Source organism: Halomonas organivorans, assembly GCF_014192055.1.
GTDB classification, from domain to species: Bacteria; Pseudomonadota; Gammaproteobacteria; order Pseudomonadales; family Halomonadaceae; genus Halomonas; species Halomonas organivorans.
On the sequence record NZ_JACHXM010000002.1, the window covers coordinates 113,945 to 136,556 of the forward strand.

Consider the following 22,612-nt stretch of genomic DNA (forward strand, 5'->3'; position numbering starts at 1 on the left):
CAGTCTCTGTTGGCGGCGCCCTCAGGCGCCTTGAAAGCCGCCCATGAAGGCGGCCAGGTTATGGCTCAGGTGCACGGTGGGATAGCCCCCTTCCTGTACCAGCACCGTAGGCAGGTCGAGCGCCGCCAGGCGTCGTCCCACCCCAGAAAAATCGGCGGTGTCCAGGGCCAGGCCGGCCAGGGGGTCCGCCCGGTGGGCATCCAGGCCCAGGGCCACCACCAGCACCGCGGGGCGGAACTCGACGAGGCGTTCGATCAGGGTATCCAGGGCCACCAGGAATGCCTCTCCATCGCTGCCCACCGGCAGCGGCAGATTGACGTTGGCACCCAGCCCCGCACCCTCGCCGGTCTCGTCGGCGCCGCCCCAGAAGAACGGATAGAAGTCGGCCGGGTCGGCGTGAAGCGACCCGGTCCAGACATCGCCGTCGGCGTAGAAGATATCCTGGGTGCCGTTGCCGTGATGCAGGTCCACGTCGAGGATCGCCACCCGGGGAAAGCGCTCGCGCAGCAGCGTCGCCGCCAGCGCGGCGTTGTTGAGGAAGCAGAAGCCGCCGGCGCGTTCGGGGCCGGCATGGTGGCCGGGCGGCCGGCACAGCGCATAGGCGACGCGCTCGCCGCCGGCCACCGCCTCGGCGGCCGCCTGGGCGGTAGCCGCACTGGCCAGGATGCCGGCGAAGCTGTCGGCGGTGATCGGGCAGGCCATGTCGTGCAGGTGCCAGCCGGCCTGCCCCACCGGATGGCGCGGGTAATGGTGGCCGCCGCCACACGGATGCACGTTGGGCGCGACGATCTCGGCGGCATCCGGCATCGCCTGCCAGCGCGCGTGGATGGTCTCCAGGAAGTCGAGATAGCGCGGGGTATGAATGCGTGCCAGGCGCTCGCGCAGCCGCGCACCGTCAGCCTCGGCAGGAGACGTGAGCGCGAGACCCGCTTCGGCCAACCCCTCGCTCAACAGCTCGGCTCGCACCGGCCCCTCCGGCGAGGGAGCTGGCCGGCCCCGCAGCAGGAAGGTCTCCGGAGCATGGCGCTCCTGGTCGGGATGATAGAAGAGCTTCATGGGCCTGTCCTTGTCACGGGCTCAGTCGAGCAGCGAGGGTATCCAGGTGGACAGCGACGGGAACACCGCCAGCAGCACCACCACCGAGATGAAGGCCGCGTAGAACGGCAGCGAGGCGACGATCGCCCGTTCATAGGGCACTTCGGCAATGCGCGCCGCGGTCATCAGCGTCATCCCGACCGGCGGCGTGACGTTGGCGATATTGAGCGTGACGATCATCACGATGGCGAAGTGCAGCGGATCGAAGCCCAGCGAGACCATGGCCGGCACTACCACCGGCCCGATCACCACCAGCGCCGGCAGCACGTCCATCACGGTGCCGAGCACGATCAGCAGCAGGCACACCAGCATGATCTGGATGAAGGGCACGTCGCTGATGGTGGTGATCATCTCGGCCGCTTCCCGGGCGATCCCCGAGCGGGTCACGAACCAGCCCAGCACCGCCGAGGTGGCCAGCAGGAAGAACACCACGCCGGAAAACTTCACCGTGGTGACCAGCGCCTGCCAGATCTTGTGCAGCGTCAGGTTCCGGTAGAAGACCATGCCGATGAAGATGGCGTAGACCGCCGCGAAGCCCGAAGCCTCGGTGATGGTGGTCATGCCGGAGAGGATGCCGCCGAGGATGATCAACGGCACCAGCATGGCCGGCAGCGCCGAGAGAAACGCGAACACCGCGACGCGGATCGGCGTGCCGGCCTGCTTGGGATAGCCGCGCAGCCAGGCCAGCACGATGCTGGTCAGCAGCAGCGCCAGGGTCATCAGCACGCCGGGCAGGATGCCGCCGGCGAACAGGTCGATCACCGAGATGTCGCGCAGCAGGGTGGCATAGACCACCATCACCACGCTGGGCGGGATGATCGGACCGATGATCGACGAACAGGCGGTGATCGCCGCCGCATACTCGGCGTCGTAGCCCTGCTTCTTCATCTCCGGGATCATGATCTTGCCGATCGCCACGGTGTCGGTGATCGCCGCCCCGGTGAGGCCGGCGAAGAACAGCGACACCGTGACGTTGACGTGGGACAGCGCCCCGCGAATACGCCCGAACAGCGCGTTGTTGAACGCGATCAGCTTCTGGGTCAGCCCGCCCTGGTTCATCAGCTCGGCGGTGAAGATGAAATACGGCACGGCGATCAGCATGTAGCCGGAAACCCCGGAGAACATGCGATCGGCGATGATGCCGACCAGGCGTTCGCCGCCCAGCGAATACACGCCGGCGACCCCGGAGATGGCCATGACCACGGCCACCGGGGCCCCGATCAACAGCACCACGACGAAGGCAATGATGGCAGGGGTCATGGGCGAGCCTCCTGATCATGGGAGTGGATCACTTCCTCTATCGCCGCCGACTCGTCGACGAAGTGCTCCAGCAGGCCGAAGCCCTGCACCAGGTGCAGCAGGAAGATCACGCCGGACAGCGGCACGGCGATCGCCGTCCACTTGCGGGATATCTGGATGGTGTCGGACACCATGTACACCTGGGTGGCGTTGTGGAAGAAGTCCCAGCCGTACCAGATCACCAGCAGTGCGAAACCCGCCATCACGGCGAGCGTGAGGCCGGCGCACAGCTTGACCAGCGACTCGGGCAATAGCCGCATCAGCAGGGTCATGGCCACATGCTCGCCAGCGTGCAGGGCGATGGTGGACGACAGCAGTCCGATCCACGGCAGGAACAGCCGGGCCAGCGAGTAGGTCCAGCTGAGGGCATCGCCGGTAAACAGGGTATACAGGAAGCCCGTGAAGGAGATGGCCAGCATGCCGAGGATGCAGGCCACGCACACCACGATGGCGACTCGATTGACGACATCACTGGCCCGGCGGGCCGAGGTTAACAGGCTCATAGGCGCTCCGGCGGTAGTCACTGGCATCGAAGCGACCCGCAGGTCGCCCCGATGTGCCTGGTGATCGGCGTGGGATTACTGACCGTAGCGCTGGTAGGTTTCCTCGGGCAGCGACTCGCGCAGCGACTGCACTTCGGCCAGCAGGTCATCGACCAGTTGAGGATCGGCGCCGAAGTCGTCGACGATCCAGCTCCGCCAGGCGGGCCGGGCGATCTCGGCCATGCGCTGACGCTCGTCGGTGGGCATGATGTAGCACTCCTCGAACAGCTCGCAGGACTTCTGCCAGCTAGCGGTGGCGAGCATCGCCGAAGCGCCGTGGCTGAGCTGCACCGACTCGCGAGCGGCATTGAGGACGATGTGCTGGTAGTCCTCGGGCAGTTCCTGGAACCAGCTTTCGCTGACCACCCAGGAAGCGCTGTTGTACACGTGCCCGGTCAGGGTGGTGTAGTCGGTGACCTCATCCAGGCCGTAGGTGGTGTTGATCACCGGCGCGTTGAACTGGCCATCGGCCAGCCCGGTCTCCAGGGCGGTGATCAGTTCGCCCCAGGGCAGCGGCGTGGCCGAGGCACCGAGCGCCTTCATGGTTGCCACGTGGGCGGGGTTTTCCTCGGTGCGAATATTGAGCCCCTCGAGGTCTTCGACGGTCTTGATCAGGTGGTCGTTGTTGGTGAATGCCACGAAACCACCGCCGTCGTCGAACGTGCCCAGATAGCGCATGTCGGCGGCCTCGATGGTGCCGGACATGAAGTTCGCGAACCAGTCGCTGTCGAAGAATGCCCAGGCCTGGCGCCAGTTGTCGAACAGGAACGGGGCGGTCACCACCTGATAGTCCGGATAGAAGGACGACATGGCCCCAGAGGTGAGAATGCTCGACTGCAGGGCGCGACCGCCGGCCTGGACCTGGGAGCCGGTCTCCACCTCGGAGCCCATCTGGCCACCGCCGAAGATCGAGACGGCGAGGTCACCGTCGGTCTGCGACTCCACCTGTTCCTTGAAGTGCACCAGGGCGGGATAGATGCTGTTGTTGGTCAGGTTCTCGGGGATCAGCGTGGCGATGGCCATCTCGTACGTCTGGGCCTGGGCCTGAGTAGCGGCCATGGCCAGGGGCAGTACGGTGAAGGCCGCCAGTCGGGGGAGCGTCTTGATTGTCATTGCATCGACCTCTTGTGGTTGTTATCGAACGCGGGCCCTGATGGGCCCGACGCTTGTGACTGAACCTCAAGGTAGGTCGGGTAGGCGGCACCTGCTTGCCCGTGACTACGGTAGGCTTGCCCGAAACTGCTGAACCCTCTCATCCGCCATGGCGACGCTCACGGGAAGGAGAGTGATCGAACTGGCGGCGATAGGCACGAGAGAAGCTCCCCTGGTCTCGAAAACCGACCAGGGCGGCGATATGGCCCAGGCTCAGGTCGCTATGGTGGACCAGGGTACGGGCATGTTCGAGTCGGCGCCGCTGGACATAGGCCAGCGGCGTCATCCCGGTACGCGTACGGAAGCGAGCGTGGAAGTGCCCGACGCTCAACGCACACAGCGCCGCCAGGCGCTCGACGCGGATCTCGTCGGCCAGATGGCGGTCGATCCAGGCATCCAGGCGGGCCAGGTCAAGGCGACCATCGTCGGGCGTCAGAACGCTGCCAGCGCCGTCCGCCAAGGGCTCGGCAGCCAGGTGGAGATAAAGCGCCCTCAGCAGCAGCGCCGCGATCTCGCTGTGCAGCTCCGGGCAGGCCTCGAGCTGCAGCATCAGGCTGTCGGCCAGGCGATTCAGGCGTGGCGGCACGCCGAAGAAACGTGGGCGGTCGAACAGCCGCTCTATGCGATCGCCGTCGCGCAGGCCGGGCAGCGTCGCGGCGGGAATATCCAGCACGAAGGTGCGATTACGGCCATCACCGTGGTACTCGTGATGACGCGCGCAGGGGATGATGCATCCGCGGCTGCCGGTGATGCGCTCGCCCTGCCCTTCGATGGAGAGCTCTGTGGCGCCTCGGGTGGCCAGGATCAGCTGATGGTGGTCATGCTCATGGGCCACGTGCTCGCGCTCGAGGGTGGTGGCCCGCAGATCGAGGTAGGACATGGCATCCTGCCGGATTAGCGTCAAAGACGCCTTGTACCATGGGCCGAGGCGGAGAAGAACGCAAACCGATCGCTTCCACGTCGACCTTCGAATCAATGGCAGGCCGACAGCCGGTTACTGGGCGTTGTCGTCCTCGCCCTGATCATTCTGGCCATGACGACGGACATGACCGCCATGATGGCCGTCGATCTCTATCAACGGCTGGGACCGGATATGCGCCGGCGTGTAGCTACATCCCCCAAGGATCATCCCTATCACCAGGAGCATCACGCCGATCCACCACGGCCTCAACGCATTCTTCATGTTACTTCCTATCCACCTGTGGCCATTCAGCAGCGGCCCTTCATGGCCTGCCCGGGCGGGCAAAAGCGGGAACGATGGCGATCATCGCGATGATGACGATAGCGGCGATGATGAGAGCGACGCTCCCAGTCGTCACGATCGTGATAGTCGTGGCGACGATCGTGTCGATAGCGCCGATCACCGTGGTGATGACCATCGTGATAGCCGCCGAACTCCACCAGCGGCCCGGTATCGATACGCGCCGGCGTATAGCTGCAGCCGGTGATCAGCAGCACCATCGCCAGCCCCAGCACGGCCAGGGCCGTCCTTCCGGTACGCCGGACTCGGCGCCCAGACACGTGGCCCGCCACCTCAGCAGCGTCCCTTCTTGGCCTGACCCGGCGGGCAGAAGCCGCCGCCCTGGCGATAACGATCATGGTCATGACCGTGGTGATCGCCGAACTCCACCAGCGGCTCGGCATCGATCCGCGCCGGCGTATAGCTGCAGCCGGCGAGCAAGGTGGCGGCAATGATCAGGGTCATGAGCATCAACGGGCGATACGACATGGTGCCTCCTCGGCTTGATGAATGCCCGCCATTCTAGCGAACCCTCGCCTCCTTACCCATGTGGTACTGCGGCGACACGGACGTCGCCATCGAGAGACAGTCGCTCGAATGCCTCCCGTATCGGCCAGCTTGCCCCTGCCCCCATGACGCATTCGCATCGGAATCTCATGTCGTCGACGAGCGATGAGGTCTATAGCTGGAGCCGAGCCCTTGAAAAAGGAGACGACATCATGAGTACGGACTGGCGAGTCAGCGGCACCTACTTCGAGGCCTGCAACTGCAAGGGCGCCTGTCCCTGCCTGTTCGGCCACGTTCCGACGGAAGGCCACTGCGACGCCCTGGTGGCCTGGCACATCGATCGCGGCCACCTCGGCGACCAGGCCCTAGATGGACTCAACCTGGCCATGGCACTGCATGCCCCGGGCAACATGATCGACGGCGACTGGCGCGTCATGGTCTACGTCGACGAGGCCGCCTCGGAGGCCCAGCACCAGGCACTGGTCAAGATCTTCGGCGGACAGGCTGGCGGCCACCCCGCCATGCTGGCCGGCTTCGTGGGCGAGATCCTCGGCATCGAGCGCGCCCCCATGGACTACCAGGCCGAGGATCGCCGCCAGTCGCTGACGATCGGCGAGCTGGCCAGCGCCTCACTCACGGCCCTCGAGGGTCAGGACGGAGGCGAGGTCCACGTCAGCGGCCATCCGGTGGCGATCTCGCCGGGGCATGACCTGGTGCTGGCCTGCAACGAGAGGGTCACGCACCGCGGCCACGGCCTGGAATGGGCCTTCAGCGACCGTACCGCGGCATACGCCGCCTTCGCGTACCAGGCGGACTGACAGGAGACGACACCATGGCGGGACACACGCGGCGCCCCTACCCCGTCCAGCGGCTGACGCTGGTGGCAAGCCTGGCCCTGGTGGCCGTTGCCGCCTGGGCCTGGCTGATCGACATGGCCTCGGGCATGTCGGGCATGGGCGCCGCGTTCATGCCCTGGCCGACCCTGGTGATGTGGACGGCGATGATGGTAGCCATGATGCTTCCCAGCGCGGCTCCTGCCATCCTGGTCTTCGCCGCGGCGACTCGGCGCTCGCCAAGCTGGCCGGCGGTGCTGCCCTACCTGTTCGCCACCGGCTACCTGCTGGCCTGGACGAGCTTTGCCGGCCTCGCCACGCTTACCCAGTGGGGGCTGAATGAGGCGGCACTGCTGTCGCCTGGCCAATCGCTCGGCACAACGACCTGGGCCGGCATGCTGCTGCTCGGCGCCGGCCTCTTCCAGTGGACGCGACTCAAGGACGCCTGCCTGCGGAGCTGCCGAAGCCCCATGGGACTGGTCGCTCAGGGTCTGCCCCTGACACCGCCGCGAGCCCTGGGCACCGGTCTCCGGTTGGGACTCTTCTGCACCGGTTGCTGCTGGGCGCTGATGGCGCTGATGTTCGTCGGTGGGGTGATGAGCCTGGCCTGGATGGCGGGGCTCACTTTGCTCATCCTGCTGGAGAAGCTGATCCCGTACCCGCGACGCCTGAGCCGGTGTGTCGGGACGGGGCTGATCGCCTATGGTGGCTGGCTGGCGCTCGGCTGACGAGTCGCTCGCCGGTGGCGATCTCGGCTTCAAGCCAGCGCGCCCCTCCCAGCCCGACTCGGTGCCGGCGCGGGCACATCGACGAGAACCGAAAAAACCCCCAGTAACGCGCTGGCAAATCGAAAAAAATCCCTGATGGTGCACGCCGGCGACTTTGCTATCGTCGCGTTTGAACCCACCCCCACACGAGGAGCTAGCCGATGGGCGCAGCGTCCCTGCCCGAGAAGGTCCCCACCACCATGGCCGCCATGCGGCTGGTCGGTCACGGCGACGTGGACCAGCTGGTCTACGACGAATCCGTTGCCACGCCGCGTCCCGGTCCCGGCGAAGTGCTGGTGAAGGTCACCGCCACCGCCAAGAACAACACCGACCGCAAGGCGCGCGAGGGCCTCTACCCGACCAAGGACAAGGGCGACGTGACCTCGTTCGCCATGGGCGGATCGCCGACCCTGACCTTCCCGCGCATCCAGGGCGCCGACGTGGTCGGCCATGTGGTCGCCGTGGGCGACGGCGTCGATGCCTCGCGCATCGACGAGCGCGGGCTGCTCGACTTCAACCTCTACGCCGACGCGCGGCGCGACATCAACCTGACGCCGGACTACTACGGCCACGGTGCCGACGGCGGATTCGCCGAATACATCGCCGTGCCCTCGGACCAGTTCCATCACGTGCCGAACCCCGAGCTCGCCGACGCCGAACTGGCCGCCATGGGCATGTGCTCCTACCAGACCGCCTACCATATGATGACGGCGGCGGGCGTGAAGTCTGGCGAACGCATCCTCGTCACCGGCGCCAGCGGCGGCGTAGGTACCGCCCTGATCCAGCTGTGCCGGGTGGTGGGCGCCATTCCCTACGCCCTGAGCCAGCAGGACAAGGCCCCTGCGCTGCTCGAGCTCGGCGCCGAGGCGGTGCTCGACCGCTCCGACATGCACGACTTCGAGGCCAAGGTCAGGGCCGTGACCGGCGGCGCACCGATCGACGCGGTGATGGACCTGGTCGGCGGCGAGATGACCGATCGCTTCATCGACACCATGATCTTCGACATGAAGGCCCGCGCGAGCTACCCGCGGCTGTCGATCGCCGGCGCCAGCGGCGGTAACGTCAGCGAGATCATGTGGACCCGCATCTACCTCTACCAGGTGCAGATCTTCGGCGTTTCCCACGGCACCCGCGAGGAGGCCGAGCAGCTGGTGGAATGGATCCGCGGCGGCCAGCTCAAGCCGGTGCTGCACGCCGCCTTCAGGCTCTCCGAGCTGCGCGAGGCGGAGCGCTACTTCGTCAATCGCGGCAGCAACTACCTGGGCAAGATCGTGATCGTCCCCGACGCCGAGTGGGACGAACACGGCGCGCCCTTCGCCCTCGAGGGAAAGCAATGAGCAAGCCCGAGCTGAAGATCCGGCTGATGGACACCCACGCCGGCGGCGACGTCAGCCGCATCGTGCTCGGCGGCATCGACCCGCTGCCGGGTGCCACGGTGCGCGACCAGATGCACTACCTGCGCGACGATGCCGACGGCCTGCGCAAGCTGCTGCTCGACGAGCCCTACGGCATCCCCGAGATGTCGGTGGACCTGATCGTGCCGGCCACCGACCCGGAGGCCGAGGCCGGCTACATCATCATGGAGGTGATGGGCTACCCCATCTACTCCGGCTCCAACACCATCTGCACCGCCACGGCGGTGCTGGAAGCCGGCCTGGTGCCCAAGCGCGAGGGCCGCCAGCGCTTCCTGCTGGAATCCCCCGCCGGGCGGGTGCAGATCGAGGCGCTGGTGGAGAACGATGTGGTCGAGGCCATCACCTGCGAGGGGCTGCCGAGCTATATCGACACCTATCGCAGCACCATCCACGTGCCTACCATCGGCGACGTCACCTACAGCGTGGCCTACAGCGGCGGCTTCTATGCCCTGGTCGACGCCGCCGAGCTGGGCTTCTCGCTGGTCCGCGAGGAGGAGCGCGCGCTGTCGGAATGCGCCTACAAGATCGTCGAGGCGCTGCAGGCCGAGCGTGGGTTTTCCCACTACACCCTGGGCGACGTAGGCCCGCTGCCCTTCCTGCACTTCATGGGGCCGGTGGAACAGGTGGCCGACGACTTCTATCGCTCGCGTTCCACCACCTACGTGCACCCCGGGGTGATCTGCCGCAGCACCACCGGCACCGGCACCTCCGCGCGCCTGGCGCTGATGCACCACGAGGGCAGCATCCGTCCCGGCGACAAGCTCGAGACCGTCTCGCTGCGCGAGACCGGCTTCATCGGCGAGTTCACCGGCACTCACCAGGAGGGCCAGCAGACGGTGGTGGAGAACACCATCACCGGCAAGGCCTTCGTGCTGGCCCACTCCGACATCGTCATCAACCCCGAGGATCCCATGGTGCGCGACGACAGCGTGTACCATATCCTCGGCTCGCGACACGACACGTCATCCTGAGCCAAGTGCGCCGGCCCCGGGCCGGCGCGTTGTTACCTACCGCGGCCACGAAATCCGGCCGCAGCTCACCGAGGCTTCTGCATGCCAAAGGTACTGATCCTGCTGGATGTCCAGAACCTCTACTACACCAGCCGCCAGGCTCATCGTCGCAACGTCGACTACAACGCCCTCTGGGCCCGAGCGACCGCGGGACGCCAGGTGAGCCGGGCCTTCGCCTATGCCATCGACCGCGGCGACGAGAAACAGCGCCAGTTCCAGAACATCCTGCGCGCCATCGGCTTCGAGGTGAAGCTCAAGCCCTTCATCCAGCGCGCCGACGGCTCGGCCAAGGGCGACTGGGACGTCGGCATCACCCTGGATGCCATCGAGCATGCCGGCGAGGTGGACCTGGTGGTGCTGGCCTCCGGCGACGGTGACTTCGCCCCGCTGGTCGACAAGCTGCACGACAAGTTCGGGGTGGAGGTAGAGGTCTTCGGGGTCCCCGCCTATACCGCCGACGCCCTGATCCGCTCGGCCAGCCGCTTCATACCCATCGAGGGCGAGCTGCTGCTGGGCACTCCCCCACGCTAATCCGGCACGCTAGCCCGGCACGCCAGCGGCGAAACGATCCTCCGGACGCCACGCGTCGCGTGCTCCAAAGCCTACTTCCGGCGCCCCAGGCGCCGCGTTGCCCGTCGCGCCGTCTGTTCATCGCCGCCCTCTCGCCCTTCGATGTCGCATCGGTCGCATGCCATGACGCTGAGAGAACGCCCTCGCTGATGAGGAGCCGCATCATAGTGCGTCACAAATCAACAAATTATGGTCTCCGCCATGGTCTACACCTCCGCCATTCTCCTGAGCCTGATCGGCTACTTCGTCATCGGCCACCTGGCCGGGCGTCGAGTCAAGCACCTCGACGACTACCTGGTCGCCGGACGCAACGCTCCGACGTTTCTCATTCTCGGCACGCTGGTCGCCAGCTACCTGAGCACCAGCGCCTTCCTCGGCGAAACCGGCTTCGCCTACCAGGGCTATCCCTTTGTGATGCTCATCTTCGCTGCCCTCAGCACCTCCGGGTGCCTGCTCGGCGCGCTGGCCTTCGGCCGCTACCTGCGCCGCAGCGGCGCCCTGACGGTACCGGAGTTCTTCGGCAAGCGCTTCGCTTCCAAGCGCGTGCAGCGCATCGCCGGCCTGACCACCGTACTCGGCCTGGGCGCCTACCTGCTGGGCGTGATGCAAGGTGCGGGCATCATGTTCGAGGAACTCACCGGCCTGCCCTACTGGGTCGGCCTGGTGCTGGTATGGCTGACCTACACCGGCTTCATTCTCTACTCCGGCTCGCCGGGCGTGATGCTGACCGATACGGTGATGTTCGTGATCTTCTCCGTGGCGGCGCTGGGCGGCTCGATCTACATCATCCATGACCTGGGCGGCTGGCACGGCGTGGTCGAGGGGCTGCTGGCCCAAGGCGACAAGCCCGGCATCGCCCTGTGGCACGGCGTGCTGCAGGGTGACGACGCGACCTTCTCCACCCCCGGCGAAGCCCTGACCTGGGGCCTGACACTGGGCCTGGTGTGGGCCGCCGTATTGGCAGCCAGTCCCTGGCAGTCCAGCCGCTACCTGATGGCACGCAACGAGCACGTGGTGATGCGCTCGGCGATGCTCACCGCGGTGTCGCTGGCCGTCTTCTACGCCCTGATGATGATGACCGGCGCGGCGATCAACCTGTATGACCCGACGCTGAACGGCGAACGCGCCATGGTGTGGGCGGCCCTCAACGTGCTGCCGACCTGGCTGGGCGTGGTGATCCTCACCGGCGTCTTCGCCGCCGGCCTGTCCTCCTGCTCGACCTTCCTGTCGATCATCGGCTTCAGCATCTCCAACGACATCATGCCGGCCAACAGCAGCGAGGCCGCCGCCATGCGCACCAGCCGCATCGCAGTGCTGGGCGCCGGCCTGATCGCCCTGATCCTGGCGCTTTTCCAGCCGCCGGCGGTGATGGCCGTGGTGTGGTTCGCCGCGACCCTGTTTGCCTCTTCCTGGGGCCCGGTGGCGCTGATGAGCATCTGGAGCCGCCGGATCACCGCCGCCGGCGCCGGCTGGGGCCTGACGGTCGGCTTCGTCGGCAACCTCATCCTGTCGCTGATGGTGCAGGCCGAATGGCTCCAGCTGCCGACCTACCTGCATCCCGTGCTGCTCAGCACCCTGATGGCACTGGTGGCGATCGCCATGGCCTCGCGGCTGACCCGGGTCAGCCAAGCCGAGCGCGATTACCTGGCCTTCCTGCACCGCGACGAGGAACACGCGACCGACGGCTGGGCGACCGGCTCTCGCTGGGTGGCTGCGTTCACCATGCTGTCCGGCATCGCCGTGGGCGCTTTCCTGTGGCGTCAATACGCCGATACGCTGGCCGAGCTCGCCGGCCAGTTCGGCACCTCCGAGTCTGCGGTCACCGGCGCCTACGCCCTGGCCGTCGGCTGCGGCGGCATGCTGGTGATCGCCGGCGCCGTGGGATATCGCGTGGTGCGCTCCCGCGGCGCCGTCCGCAAGGAACGCCCCGTCGAGGCCTGATCCCCCTTCTCTCTCCAAGCGCAGCGGCCTTCTCCTCTCAGGCCGCTGCGCTCGGCATCCCGCCACTTACCTTTCCCGTGCCCATCGCGCCTGAGCGCCGATGGGGGCATGCCACCGGATGCCGCCGTTGCGCAAGCGGCTACACCGCGATCAACGAGGCTCGCCGCATGCGGCCACGCCCCGCCTGGCTCGCGGACTCAGCTGGGCGGCGGCGATGGCCGCCAGCACCAGCAGAAAACCAAGCAGTTGGGGTGGCGTCAGGGCCTCGCCCAGCACGCCCCAGCCAACCAGGGTCGCCACCGTCGGTGACAGCAGCGGCAGGAACGACAGCGACGTGGCCGGCAGCCGCTCGATGCCGCGAAACCACAGCGCATAGGCGATCAGGGTGCCGGGCAATGCCAACCAGACGTAGCCGAGCAGCGCCGCCGCATCGATGGCCGGCGGCGGCCCTTCGAGCCACCACGCCAGCGGGGCCAGCAGCAGCCCCCCAGCGGTGAGCTGCCAGCCGGTGAAGGTCATCAGCGGCACCGGTCGTCCCCAACGCTTGCCGAGCACCACCCCGCTCGCCATGGCCGCCGCACCGCCCAGGCCGGCGGCGATGCCCACCGGGTCCAGTACCAGGGTGCCCTTCAGCACCATCAGCGCGATTCCCAGGATGCCGACCAGGCTCCAGGCGAGCTTCCACGCCGTGGTGCGCTCACCCAGCACCAGAAAGGCCAGCCCCGCGACCAGCAGCGGCTGCACCGAGCCAAGGGTGGCCGCCACTCCACCCGGCAGGCGATAGGCCGCCAGGAAAAGCAGCGCAAAGAAGGCGCCGATGTTCAGGGTCCCGAGCAATGCGGCCCGCCACCACCAATGCCCTCTGGGCAGGATGCGAGTCAGGCCGATCACCAGCAGCCCCGCCGGCAGCGCCCGCAGCGCGCCGGACAGCAGCGGACGATCCGGGGGCAGCAGTTCGCTGGTGACGATATAGGTCGTGCCCCAGACCATGGGCGCCAGGGCGGTCAGCGCCAGGACGACTCCGGACCGGGACGAGGACGATGCGAGCCTGCCAAGCAATACGGACATGCAAATACCTCAACATTGAAATATTCAATATTGAGGATGGTAGTCGGCATGCTAGTCTCGGGTCAAATAGTTCAACGTTGAGATATCCCATGCACGACGCCGTCGACGACGTGCTCGCCCAATGGCGGGCCGAACGCCCCGATCTCGATGCCAGCCCCATGGGGGTGATCGGGCGTATCTTCCGCGCCCAGCGCCGACTGGAGAAGGCCCTGCGCGACAACTTCGCCGCCTTCGATCTGCAGCATCACGAATTCGATATCCTGGCCACCCTGCGCCGTGAGGGCGCGCCCTTCCGGATGACCGCCGGTGCTCTGGTCAAGTCGTCCATGGTCACCTATGGCGCCATCACCAACCGCATCGATCGGCTCGAGGCCAAGGGGCTGGTGACGCGGCGCACCGACGCCAGCAACCGCCGCAGCGTGCTGATCGCCCTGACCGACAAGGGACTTCGGCTGGTCGACGAAGCCGTCGAGCGCCACGTGGCCCTCGAGGCCGAGCTGCTGTCCTCCCTCGAGGTCGAGGATCGAGAACGGCTCGCCGCCCTGCTCAAGCAACTGCTGCTGGGGCTCGGTGATGGCGTGACACAGGAGCAATGACGCCGATCGGCTTATGCTGAAGGACGACGTCCCTGGAGCACGGCCATGCACGTTCATCCCCTGATCGCGGTAGAGAACATCGAGCGTAGCCTGGCCTGGTACGGCCGACTGCTCGGCTGCGAAAGCCATCATGGCGACAGCGCCTGCGCACAGCTTCGCCTACCGGGCACGAAGACGACCCTGCTGCAGCTGCAGCTCTGGAACGGGCTCGATCATCCCGGCCTGGAAGCCTCGTTCGCCGGCCCAGGGCATGGCGTGCTGCTGTGGTTCGAGGTGGAAGACTTCGACGACGCGCTGGATCGGGCTCGCGAGATGGATGCCTGGATCGTCAGGGAGCCGGCCATCAGCGCGCACACCCGACGGCGCGAGTGCTGGCTGCGCGATCCTGACGGCTATCACGTGGTGCTGGCCGACTCCGCTGGCGAGCGCGACTGAGCGACAGCGGCAATTACTGCCTCAGCCGCCTATACTGCATCGCAGCATCGATGCCGACACAGGAGATCGCATGGCCAACGGTACCCAACGGGAAGGCAGGAAACGCATTGATCTGGCCCTGCAGGGCGGCGGCTCCCATGGGGCGCTGACCTGGGGCGTACTCGACCGGCTGCTGGAGGACGAGCGTCTGGAAATCGACGCCATCAGCGGCACCAGCGCCGGCGCCATGAACGCCGTGATGCTTGCCGACGGCCTGCATCGCAACGGCCGGGACGGTGCTCGCGAGGCGCTGCGCGCCTTCTGGGAAGCGGTCAGTCGCATGGCGCGCTTCTCGCCGCTGCGACGTACCTTCTGGGATCGTCTTCTGGGCAACGACAGTCTCGATCACTCCCCCGGCTACCTGTTCATGGAAGGCCTGACGCGACTGGTGGACCCTGCCAGGCTCAATCCCCTGGGCATCAATCCGCTGCGCGACCTGATCGAAAAACAGGTCGACTTCTCGCGGGTCAACGCCTGCGGCCAGGTCAAGGTCTTCGTCAACGCCACCAACGTTCGCACCGGACGGGCAAAGATCTTTCGCCAGCCTGACCTCTCGGCGGATACCCTGATGGCCTCGGCCTGCCTGCCGACGCTGTTCCCCGCCGTGGAAATCGACGGCGAGGCCTACTGGGACGGCGGCTACAGCGGTAATCCCGCCCTCTATCCGCTGGTCGACAACCGCGGCTGCAGCGACCTGGTGGTGGTGCAGGTCAACCCGCTGGAACGCCGCGAGCTGCCCGACGGCGCCCGTGAGATCATCAACCGGGTCAACGAGATCACCTTCAATTCGAGCCTGGTCAAGGAACTGCGCAGCATCCAGCTGCTGCAGCGTCTGATCGAGGCCGAGGGCCTGGAACTCGAGCGCGTCCGCGCGATGCGCCTGCACCTGATCCACGCCCAGCAGGAGGTCCAGGAACTCAGTGCCTCCAGCAAGATGAACGCCGAGTGGGAGTTCATCTCGCGGCTGCACGACCAGGGCCGCGCCTGGGCCGACCGCTGGCTGACAGAGCACTTCGAGGCCATCGGCCAGCACTCCACCTTCGACCTGGATGCGGTCTTCGACGACACCTTCACCCCGCTATCCGTCCCCGAACACGCCAAGACCGGTACGCGGTGACAAGCGCAGGGAGCCGCCTTGCGATGGCACTCCGCCGCTCGCGCCCACGACCGTGATACCCCCACGGTCCGGAGCCATCGGGGGTTGGTGTCAGGTCATTACCACCACCGTGCAAAGCCGGCTTCAGGCACTCCAGGCGCATGATGCCATCGGCCGCCATTAGCCGCCGCTCCACCTTTCTGGCACTATCCCATGCCATCCATCGAGACCGACCAAGGAGCCCCATGAGCAGAGAACTGGATGACTTCGAGAAAACCATGCATCAGGAGATCGACGCCTTCCTCAAGGCAGAGCCCGGCAATGCCAAGCGTGCGGCACGCCCCACCCCAGCCGCGGAGAAACCTGGCGCCCGGCCGAAGGCCAGCGAGATACGCACGGGCCACATCGTCAAGCTCGCCGTACGCACCAAGCAACTGGAGATGGACTCCACCTTCGAATACCACTCCACCAGCATCTCGAAGCTCGAAGCGCAGATGGAAGCCGAAAAGGCCGCCCGCCAGGCCGGCTATCCGGTGATCGGCTATGTGATCGACATTCAGCGGCTCTGAACCCGCAACCGCCACAGGCCTCGGCCATGCCCTGCGGTCAAACGCCGCGGCCCGCTTGTCGGCCCCGCCCGACGGGCATAAAATCCCGGCCATGCCACACTCTCGTCCTTTCATGCTGATGCTGGCCATTCCGGTGGTCCTGATTCTGGCCCTCGCCGGAGCGATCTTCGGTGGCCAAGTGATCGCCGATAGCCACCGCGATCGCCAGATCCAGCAGGCCATCGCCGCAACGCTCGGTACCTCGAGCGAGATAGAGCTCGTGAATCTCCAGGAAGTGCAATACGGCTACGGAGTCTGTGGCCTATACCAGTCGGCCGATTCAGAAAATGGCTATGCCTCCTTCTTTTACGACACCGTCGGCGACCGCCTGACTCTCGACGTCAACTCGCGCGAGTTCAGGTCGCACTGCGACCTGTCAGCCCTCTGCTGATCCTTGCCACGATGGCCGTCACGGCCAACCCTGCCGATGTTCTTCTGCGATACGCCACTCGACCTGGCAACGACCCGGCGTCTTGACATATTGTCGCAGGGGCTTGCACGGCGGCCTCCGGACGCTAAGGTGGCACCAGAACAGAAAAACCCGCGCAGCATGACGGCCCATGGCGCCCGGCAATGCCACACCCCGGACGCCGGACCAGCAGGCTCGCTCACCTGAAGGGAGAAGCAGAGATGATGGCAAGTGCACGACAACACGGCGGGCCAGTACGGTCGTCCCAGCGACTGGCCTGGAGCCTGCTGGCACTCCTGCTGTCGACCGGCGCCGCCCAGGCCGCCGACCTGGAAGTGACGGATGCCCGGCTGAGGCTGATGCCCGGCGACCTGCCGGGTGCCGGGTACTTCCAGCTGCACAATGCCGGTGACGAGACCGTGACCCTGGTGGGTGCCGATAGCGACGCCTACGAGCATGTCATGCTGCACATGACGATGAACGAGGACGGCATGTCCAGCATGCACTCGGTGTCCGAACTCGAGATCGCCCCGGGCGACACGCTCGAGTTCGCCCCCAAGGGGTATCACCTGATGCTCATGAAGCGTCTACAGCCACTGGCCGTGGGCGACGAGGTCGAGGTCACGTTCGAGTTCGCCGATGATCGAACGCTTCCCGTGACGTTCGATGTGGTTTCCCCCACGTCCGAGTAGCATGAACATGTCCATGAAATACGCGATGACCAAGTGGCTGATACCGGTGGCGGCCGCGCTCTGGCTGACCGGGTGCAGCGACCAGAACTGGCGCACCACGGATATTTCCGATGTCATGCCGCCCCTCGACTTCACGCTCGTCGACGAAAACGGCCGGGACGTGAACGCCGAGGATTATCTCGGCAAGGCCACGCTGCTCTACTTCGGCTATACCCATTGCCCCGATGTCTGCCCGACGACCCTGGCCCGCATCGCGGCCGCCTCGAAGCGGCTCGACGACACGCTGCGCGACGATCTCCAGGTGCTGTTCGTCTCGGTCGATCCCGGGCGCGATACCCCCGAGGTCATGAAGGGCTACACCGAAATCTTCGGCCCCCAGTTCGTCGGCTTGACGGGCGATCGCGCGCAGATCGATGCCCTGACCAACCGCTATCGAATCTCCTACGAGTACGGTGAAAAGGATGACAACGGCGGCTATGACGTCAGCCACTCGAGTGCCATCTTCGCCTTCGACCCGCGAGGCAACGCCAAACTGCTGATCCGCGACAGCGATCCCATGGACAACGTGGTTGCCGACATCGCGCGCCTGGCAGCACAGGGCTGACTGCTACTCCCATGGCGGCCCCACCGCCATGGGAATCCCTCGCCTCACCGCACTTCCCTCATTTTCTCTTTTTCTTTTCCCTTCCCTCTTCACCACTCACCCACGCTTATCATTTTCATCCGAATCAAATCATATTGTTTGCAATTTGCGACGCTAGAGTCGTGAACCATTCTCATTGGTTCCTGGATGCGCCATGACACGCTGGATTCGCCGTCGCCCGAAAACGACCCTGTCGTTGCTGATCATCGTCGCCCTGTTGCTGGTAGCCGGCTGGCGCTGGGGGCTGGCATCGGCCCCGGAAGTGGAATGGCAGACCGCCCAGGTAGAGCGCGGCGACGTCGAGGAAGTGGTGACGGCGCTGGGTACGCTGGAACCCAAGGACTACGTTGACGTCGGCGCCCAGGTGTCCGGCCAGCTCACCGAGCTGCACGTGGACGTGGGCGACAGCGTGGAAGCCGGCCAACTGCTGGCGGAGATCGACGCCTCGGTGCAGCAGACGCAGGTGGAAGCCGGACTGGCGGAACTCGAGGCGCTGCGCGCCCAGCTCGAACAGCGCCAGGCGGAACTGGAGCTCGCCCGCCTGCAGTATCAGCGCCAGCAGCGCCTGCGCGCGGCCGATGCCACCAGCGACGACACCTACCAGACGGCCCGCTCGACGCTCGCCGTGAACCAGGCGCAGATCAAGGTGCTCGAAGCACAGATTCGCCAGAAGCAGGCCAGCGTCGAGGGCGACCAGGCCAACCTCGGCTACGCCAGGATCTATGCGCCGCGCAGCGGCACGGTGGTCAGCCTCGAGGCTCGCGAGGGCCAGACGTTGAACGCCAACCAGACTACCCCGACCCTGATGCGCATCGCCGACCTGTCGACCATGACGGTTTCCACCCAGGTCTCCGAGGCCGACGTTGACCGCCTCACCGCGGGCATGCCGGTCTACTTCAACACCCTGGGCAACGACCGGGTGCGCTACGACAGCACCCTGCGCCAGGTACTGCCGACGCCGGAAGTGGTCAACAACGTGGTGCTCTACACCGCAGAGTTCGACGTCGACAACGACGACGGCCGGCTGATGTCCGGCATGACCGCCCAGGCATTCTTCGTGGTTCAGGCCGCCGATGACGCCCTGAGCGTACCGGTGGCCGCGGTGCAGCGCACCGACGGCCAGTCTCGGGTGCGGGTGCTCGATGCCCAGGGCAACCCGCAGCTCCGCGCGGTCGAGGCCGGCTTCAACAACCGGGTGCGCACGGTGATCGAGCGCGGCCTCGAGGAAGGCGATCGAGTGGTGCTGGGCCGGGCGACCGCCCAGGCCGACACTGGCGGCTCGCCGCGCCGTCGGGGGCTGTTCTGATGGCGCTGATCGAACTGCGCGACATCCGCAAGCGCTACCCGGCCGGCGAACAGGACGTGGAGGTGCTGCACGGTATCGACCTCGACATCGAAGCCGGCGAGTTCATCGCCATCATGGGCAGCTCCGGCTCCGGCAAGTCCACGCTGATGCATATCCTCGGCTGCCTGGACCAGCCCAGCGACGGCGAGTATCGTTTCGCCGGCCGGCCGATCACCGAGATGGACCACGAGCAGCTGGCCTGGCTGCGGCGCGAGATGTTCGGCTTCGTGTTCCAGAGCTACCACCTGATCGGCACCGCCAGCGCCTGGGAAAACGTGGCCCTGCCCGCTATCTACGCCGGCATGCCGCGCGACGAGCGCAAGACCCGTGCCCAGCGGCTGCTCGACGAACTGGGACTGGGCGAGCGACTGGAGAACCGTCCCAACCAGCTCTCCGGCGGTCAGCAGCAGCGCGTCTCCATCGCCCGGGCGCTGATGAACGGTGGCCAGGTGATCCTGGCCGACGAGCCCACCGGCGCCCTGGACAGCGTCAGCGGCGAGGCGGTGATGGAGCAGCTGCGCGGGCTGGCCCGCCGGGGCCATACGGTGATCGTGATCACCCATGACGCCAAGGTGGCGGAGCACGCCGACCGCGTGGTGGAGCTCCACGACGGCCGGATCCTCGACGATCGCCGCCGTCGCCCCCACCATGGCGACAAGGTCCGCGCCGTGGCCGAGCCGCCTAAGCGCTCCGGCCTGCCCGACGCCGGCGAGATCGGCGAGGCGGTGCTGATGGCGCTGCGCTCGCTCAGGGCCAACTGGCTGCGCACCCTGCTGACGCTGCTCGGCATCGTGATCGGCGTCGGCGCGGTGGTGGTGATGCTGGCGATCGGCCAGGGCGCCAAGCAGGACGTGGTGGCGCGCATCAGCGACCGTGGCACCAACCTGCTGGTGATCCGCCCGGACCGCGGCCAGCAGCGCGTGGCCGACGGCGTGATCGCCACCCTGGTACCGGACGACGCCAAAGCGCTCGAGACGCTGCCCAACGTGCGTACCGCCGTGCCGGAGATCTCCGGCAGCGTCACCGCCCGGGCCAACGGCCAGGACGTCTCCACCAGCGTGCAGGCGGTGACGCCGGCCTTCACCAGCCTGCGCGACTGGCAGCCGGTACAGGGCATCTTCTTCGGCGAACAGGACCAGAATGCCTACGCGCCGGTGGCGGTGATCGGCCAGACGGTCAAAGACACCCTCTTCCCCGACGGCGATCCGCTGGGCCAGTTCCTGATGCTCGACAGCATCCCCTTCCAGGTGATCGGCGTGATGGGCGCCCAGGGCGCCACCGACTGGGGTGACGACCAGGACGACGTGGTGTTCGTGCCGCTCTCCACCGGTACCCTGCGGCTGTTCGGCCAGAACTACCTGCGCTCGATCACCCTGGCGGTGGACGACGTCTCGCGCATCGACGCCACCGAACAGGCCGCCGTGGACCTGCTCATCCAGCGCCACGGCCAGCGCGACGTGCGCGTGTTCAACATGGCCTCGCTGCTCGACATGGTCTCGGCGACCCAGAACACCCTGACCATGCTGCTTGGATCCATCGCCGCGATCTCGCTGCTGGTCGGTGGCATCGGGGTGATGAACATCATGCTGGTCAGCGTCGCCGAACGCGTGCACGAGATCGGTATCCGCATGGCCACCGGAGCGCGCCAGCGCAACATCCTCCAGCAGTTCCTCACCGAGTCGGTGGTGGTCTCCGCGCTGGGCGGCATCATCGGCGTGGCCGCCGGCGTGCTGGTGGGGCTGCTGCTCGGCGGGTTCGGCATGGCCATCGTGTTTTCCGTGCCGGTGATGGTGGCGTCGTTCTTCTGCGCCGCCGTCATCGGGCTGCTGTTCGGTTTTGCCCCGGCGCTCAAGGCCGCGCGCCTGAATCCCGTGGAGGCTTTGAGCAATGACTAGCATGAATCGCACCGTCGCCCTGCTGCTGGCGGCGTCTCTGCTCTCCGGCTGCGCCATGAGCTCCGGGCTCAGCGCTCCAGCCTCCGAGCCGCCCGCCCAGTGGCTCAACCAGCAGCGCGCCAGCCAGGCCATGGTGCACCATCCACGCTGGTGGACGCAGTTCGGCAGCGCCGAGCTGGACCGGCTGGTGCGTCGCGCGCTCGAGGCCAACACCGACCTGCAGGCGGCCACCGCCCGCATCGAGCAGGCCGACGCCCAGCTCACCCAGGCCGGCGCCTCGCTGTTCCCGACCCTGGGGCTCTCCACCGGCGCCAGCCGCAGCGGCACGATCGGCGCCGGCGGCACCACCGAGGGCTACAGCGCCAACCTCAATGCCAGCTACGAGCTCGACCTGTGGGGCGCGCTGCGCAACAACCGCGATGCCGCCAAGGCCTCGCTGCTGGCCAGCCGCTTCGCCCGCGATACCGTGCAGCTCACCGTGCTCGCCAGCGTGGTGAACACCTACCTCCAGGTGCGCTACCTGCAGGACAGCCTGATCTTGACCGAGGACAACCTGCGGCTGGCCGAACGGCTGCTCGAGCAGGTACGCGCCAAGGTGGAGAACGGCGCCGTCTCGCCCCAGGACCTGGCCCAGCAGCGGACCGTGGTGGCCAACGCCCGGGCCCAGCTTCCCGACCTGCGCCAGCAGCTGCGCCAGAGCCGCTATGCGCTGGCGGTACTGGTCGGCGAGACGCCACAAGGGTTCACGGTCGACGGCGGCGAGCTCGAATCACTGACCCTGCCGGACATCCAGGCCGGCCTGCCCGACCAGGTGCTCGCCCAGCGCCCGGATATCGCCCAGGCCCAGGCCTCGCTGATGGCCGCCGACCGCCAGGTCGCGATCGCCCGGGCGGACTACTGGCCGTCGATCACCCTCACCGGCAGCGGCGGCTACTCCAGCAGCGACCTGTCCTCGCTGCTCAGCGGCGACGCCCTCTACAACCTGGCCCTGTCGCTGCCCCAGACGCTGTTCGACGGCGGCGCGCGCAGCGCCCGGGTCGATCAGGCCACCGCCGCCTGGGAGGAGCAGCGCGCCGGCTACGTCGGCACCCTGCTGACCGCCCTGCAGGAAGTGGAGCAGTCGCTCGGCAGCGTGCAGGCCCTGGCGGCGCAGCAGCAGTATCGCGACGAGGCCTATCAACAGGCGCAAGAAGCCTACCGCATCGCCCGCGTGCGCTACCGGGAAGGCGCCACCGAGCTCACTGACGTGCTGAACGCCCAGAGCAGTTTCAACAGCGCCCGCCAGAACCGCCTGGACCTGGCCTACAGCCAATACCAGTCCCGCGTCACCCTCTACCGCGTGCTCGGCGAAGGTGGCGAGGCACGGGCCGACGAGGTATTGGCACCAAACGCCTGACCCGCGCGGGGCCGCCACC

25 protein-coding genes are annotated in these 22,612 nt (G+C 66.9%); 16 read left to right on the forward strand and 9 right to left on the reverse strand.

Annotated elements, in window-relative coordinates:
* Nucleotides 1-21: 21 nt before the first annotated feature.
* From FHR96_RS03135 to FHR96_RS03170, 8 genes are all read right to left on the reverse strand, one after another.
* Entirely contained in the window at nucleotides 22-1,056 is a 1,035-nt protein-coding gene (locus FHR96_RS03135) for a histone deacetylase family protein (protein WP_183386204.1), read from the reverse strand.
* Nucleotides 1,057-1,077: 21 nt separating this feature from the next.
* Nucleotides 1,078-2,355 carry a TRAP transporter large permease gene (locus tag FHR96_RS03140; protein ID WP_183386205.1) on the reverse strand — a complete coding sequence of 426 codons (1,278 nt, stop codon included), beginning with the start codon at nucleotides 2,353-2,355 and terminating at the stop codon, nucleotides 1,078-1,080.
* A complete protein-coding gene (locus tag FHR96_RS03145; RefSeq protein ID WP_183386206.1) occupies nucleotides 2,352-2,897 on the reverse strand; it encodes a TRAP transporter small permease in 546 nt (181 codons plus the stop codon). The genes FHR96_RS03140 and FHR96_RS03145 overlap by 4 nt, the downstream gene beginning before the upstream one ends.
* A gap of 75 nt (nucleotides 2,898-2,972) precedes the next feature.
* A complete protein-coding gene (locus FHR96_RS03150) occupies nucleotides 2,973-4,049 on the reverse strand; it encodes a TRAP transporter substrate-binding protein (RefSeq protein WP_183386207.1) in 1,077 nt (358 codons plus the stop codon).
* Between the two features lie 139 nt (nucleotides 4,050-4,188).
* Nucleotides 4,189-4,968 carry an AraC family transcriptional regulator gene (locus tag FHR96_RS03155; protein WP_183386208.1) on the reverse strand — a complete coding sequence of 260 codons (780 nt, stop codon included), beginning with the start codon at nucleotides 4,966-4,968 and terminating at the stop codon, nucleotides 4,189-4,191.
* A gap of 114 nt (nucleotides 4,969-5,082) precedes the next feature.
* Nucleotides 5,083-5,271 carry a hypothetical protein gene (locus tag FHR96_RS03160; protein ID WP_183386209.1) on the reverse strand — a complete coding sequence of 63 codons (189 nt, stop codon included), beginning with the start codon at nucleotides 5,269-5,271 and terminating at the stop codon, nucleotides 5,083-5,085.
* Between the two features lie 26 nt (nucleotides 5,272-5,297).
* Nucleotides 5,298-5,609 carry a hypothetical protein gene (locus FHR96_RS03165; protein ID WP_183386210.1) on the reverse strand — a complete coding sequence of 104 codons (312 nt, stop codon included), beginning with the start codon at nucleotides 5,607-5,609 and terminating at the stop codon, nucleotides 5,298-5,300.
* A 13-nt stretch (nucleotides 5,610-5,622) separates the two neighbouring features.
* Nucleotides 5,623-5,817, reverse strand: coding sequence for a hypothetical protein (locus FHR96_RS03170; protein ID WP_183386211.1), 195 nt, complete (start codon nucleotides 5,815-5,817; stop codon nucleotides 5,623-5,625).
* Nucleotides 5,818-6,047: 230 nt separating this feature from the next.
* On the opposite strand from FHR96_RS03170, the gene FHR96_RS03175 reads away from it, so the two are divergent.
* The 6 genes from FHR96_RS03175 (at nucleotide 6,048) to FHR96_RS03200 (ending at nucleotide 12,371) form a co-directional block, all read left to right on the forward strand.
* A complete protein-coding gene (locus FHR96_RS03175) occupies nucleotides 6,048-6,653 on the forward strand; it encodes a DUF1326 domain-containing protein (RefSeq protein WP_183386212.1) in 606 nt (201 codons plus the stop codon).
* A 14-nt stretch (nucleotides 6,654-6,667) separates the two neighbouring features.
* Nucleotides 6,668-7,396 (forward strand): DUF2182 domain-containing protein, encoded by a 729-nt coding sequence (locus tag FHR96_RS03180; protein ID WP_183386213.1) that lies wholly within the window; start codon nucleotides 6,668-6,670, stop codon nucleotides 7,394-7,396.
* A gap of 200 nt (nucleotides 7,397-7,596) precedes the next feature.
* Nucleotides 7,597-8,772, forward strand: coding sequence for a zinc-binding dehydrogenase (locus FHR96_RS03185; protein WP_183386214.1), 1,176 nt, complete (start codon nucleotides 7,597-7,599; stop codon nucleotides 8,770-8,772).
* On the forward strand, nucleotides 8,769-9,821 hold the full coding sequence (locus tag FHR96_RS03190) for a proline racemase family protein (RefSeq protein WP_183386215.1): 1,053 nt from the start codon (nucleotides 8,769-8,771) through the stop codon (nucleotides 9,819-9,821). The genes FHR96_RS03185 and FHR96_RS03190 overlap by 4 nt, the downstream gene beginning before the upstream one ends.
* A gap of 81 nt (nucleotides 9,822-9,902) precedes the next feature.
* Nucleotides 9,903-10,391: a LabA-like NYN domain-containing protein gene (locus FHR96_RS03195; RefSeq protein ID WP_183386216.1), complete on the forward strand. Its 489-nt coding sequence runs from the start codon at nucleotides 9,903-9,905 to the stop codon at nucleotides 10,389-10,391.
* Between the two features lie 240 nt (nucleotides 10,392-10,631).
* Nucleotides 10,632-12,371: a sodium:solute symporter family protein gene (locus FHR96_RS03200; protein ID WP_183386217.1), complete on the forward strand. Its 1,740-nt coding sequence runs from the start codon at nucleotides 10,632-10,634 to the stop codon at nucleotides 12,369-12,371.
* Between the two features lie 150 nt (nucleotides 12,372-12,521).
* Here FHR96_RS03200 and FHR96_RS03205 read toward each other — a convergent pair whose 3' ends face one another.
* Nucleotides 12,522-13,439, reverse strand: a complete 918-nt coding sequence (locus FHR96_RS03205) for an EamA family transporter (protein WP_183386218.1) — start codon at nucleotides 13,437-13,439, stop codon at nucleotides 12,522-12,524.
* Nucleotides 13,440-13,528: 89 nt separating this feature from the next.
* Between FHR96_RS03205 and FHR96_RS03210 the strand changes: the two genes are divergently transcribed.
* From FHR96_RS03210 to FHR96_RS03255, 10 genes are all read left to right on the forward strand, one after another.
* Nucleotides 13,529-14,035: a MarR family winged helix-turn-helix transcriptional regulator gene (locus FHR96_RS03210; protein ID WP_183386219.1), complete on the forward strand. Its 507-nt coding sequence runs from the start codon at nucleotides 13,529-13,531 to the stop codon at nucleotides 14,033-14,035.
* A gap of 45 nt (nucleotides 14,036-14,080) precedes the next feature.
* Nucleotides 14,081-14,470: a VOC family protein gene (locus tag FHR96_RS03215; protein ID WP_183386220.1), complete on the forward strand. Its 390-nt coding sequence runs from the start codon at nucleotides 14,081-14,083 to the stop codon at nucleotides 14,468-14,470.
* A 70-nt stretch (nucleotides 14,471-14,540) separates the two neighbouring features.
* Complete coding sequence (locus tag FHR96_RS03220) at nucleotides 14,541-15,626, forward strand: patatin-like phospholipase family protein (protein WP_183386221.1); 1,086 nt, start codon at nucleotides 14,541-14,543, stop codon at nucleotides 15,624-15,626.
* A gap of 257 nt (nucleotides 15,627-15,883) precedes the next feature.
* Nucleotides 15,884-16,174, forward strand: a complete 291-nt coding sequence (locus tag FHR96_RS03225) for a hypothetical protein (protein ID WP_183386222.1) — start codon at nucleotides 15,884-15,886, stop codon at nucleotides 16,172-16,174.
* 112 nt (nucleotides 16,175-16,286) lie between these two features.
* Nucleotides 16,287-16,604, forward strand: coding sequence for a hypothetical protein (locus FHR96_RS03230; RefSeq protein ID WP_246392755.1), 318 nt, complete (start codon nucleotides 16,287-16,289; stop codon nucleotides 16,602-16,604).
* A gap of 239 nt (nucleotides 16,605-16,843) precedes the next feature.
* Nucleotides 16,844-17,314 carry a copper chaperone PCu(A)C gene (locus tag FHR96_RS03235; RefSeq protein WP_246392756.1) on the forward strand — a complete coding sequence of 157 codons (471 nt, stop codon included), beginning with the start codon at nucleotides 16,844-16,846 and terminating at the stop codon, nucleotides 17,312-17,314.
* A gap of 13 nt (nucleotides 17,315-17,327) precedes the next feature.
* Nucleotides 17,328-17,918: an SCO family protein gene (locus FHR96_RS03240; RefSeq protein ID WP_246392757.1), complete on the forward strand. Its 591-nt coding sequence runs from the start codon at nucleotides 17,328-17,330 to the stop codon at nucleotides 17,916-17,918.
* 193 nt (nucleotides 17,919-18,111) lie between these two features.
* Nucleotides 18,112-19,263, forward strand: a complete 1,152-nt coding sequence (locus tag FHR96_RS03245; RefSeq protein ID WP_183386223.1) for an efflux RND transporter periplasmic adaptor subunit — start codon at nucleotides 18,112-18,114, stop codon at nucleotides 19,261-19,263.
* Entirely contained in the window at nucleotides 19,263-21,197 is a 1,935-nt protein-coding gene (locus FHR96_RS03250; protein ID WP_183386224.1) for a MacB family efflux pump subunit, read from the forward strand. The genes FHR96_RS03245 and FHR96_RS03250 overlap by 1 nt, the downstream gene beginning before the upstream one ends.
* The gene (locus tag FHR96_RS03255) at nucleotides 21,190-22,593 is read left to right on the forward strand and encodes an efflux transporter outer membrane subunit (RefSeq protein WP_183386225.1); all 1,404 of its coding nucleotides are present in this window, start codon (nucleotides 21,190-21,192) and stop codon (nucleotides 22,591-22,593) included. The genes FHR96_RS03250 and FHR96_RS03255 overlap by 8 nt, the downstream gene beginning before the upstream one ends.
* Nucleotides 22,594-22,612 lie beyond the last annotated feature (19 nt).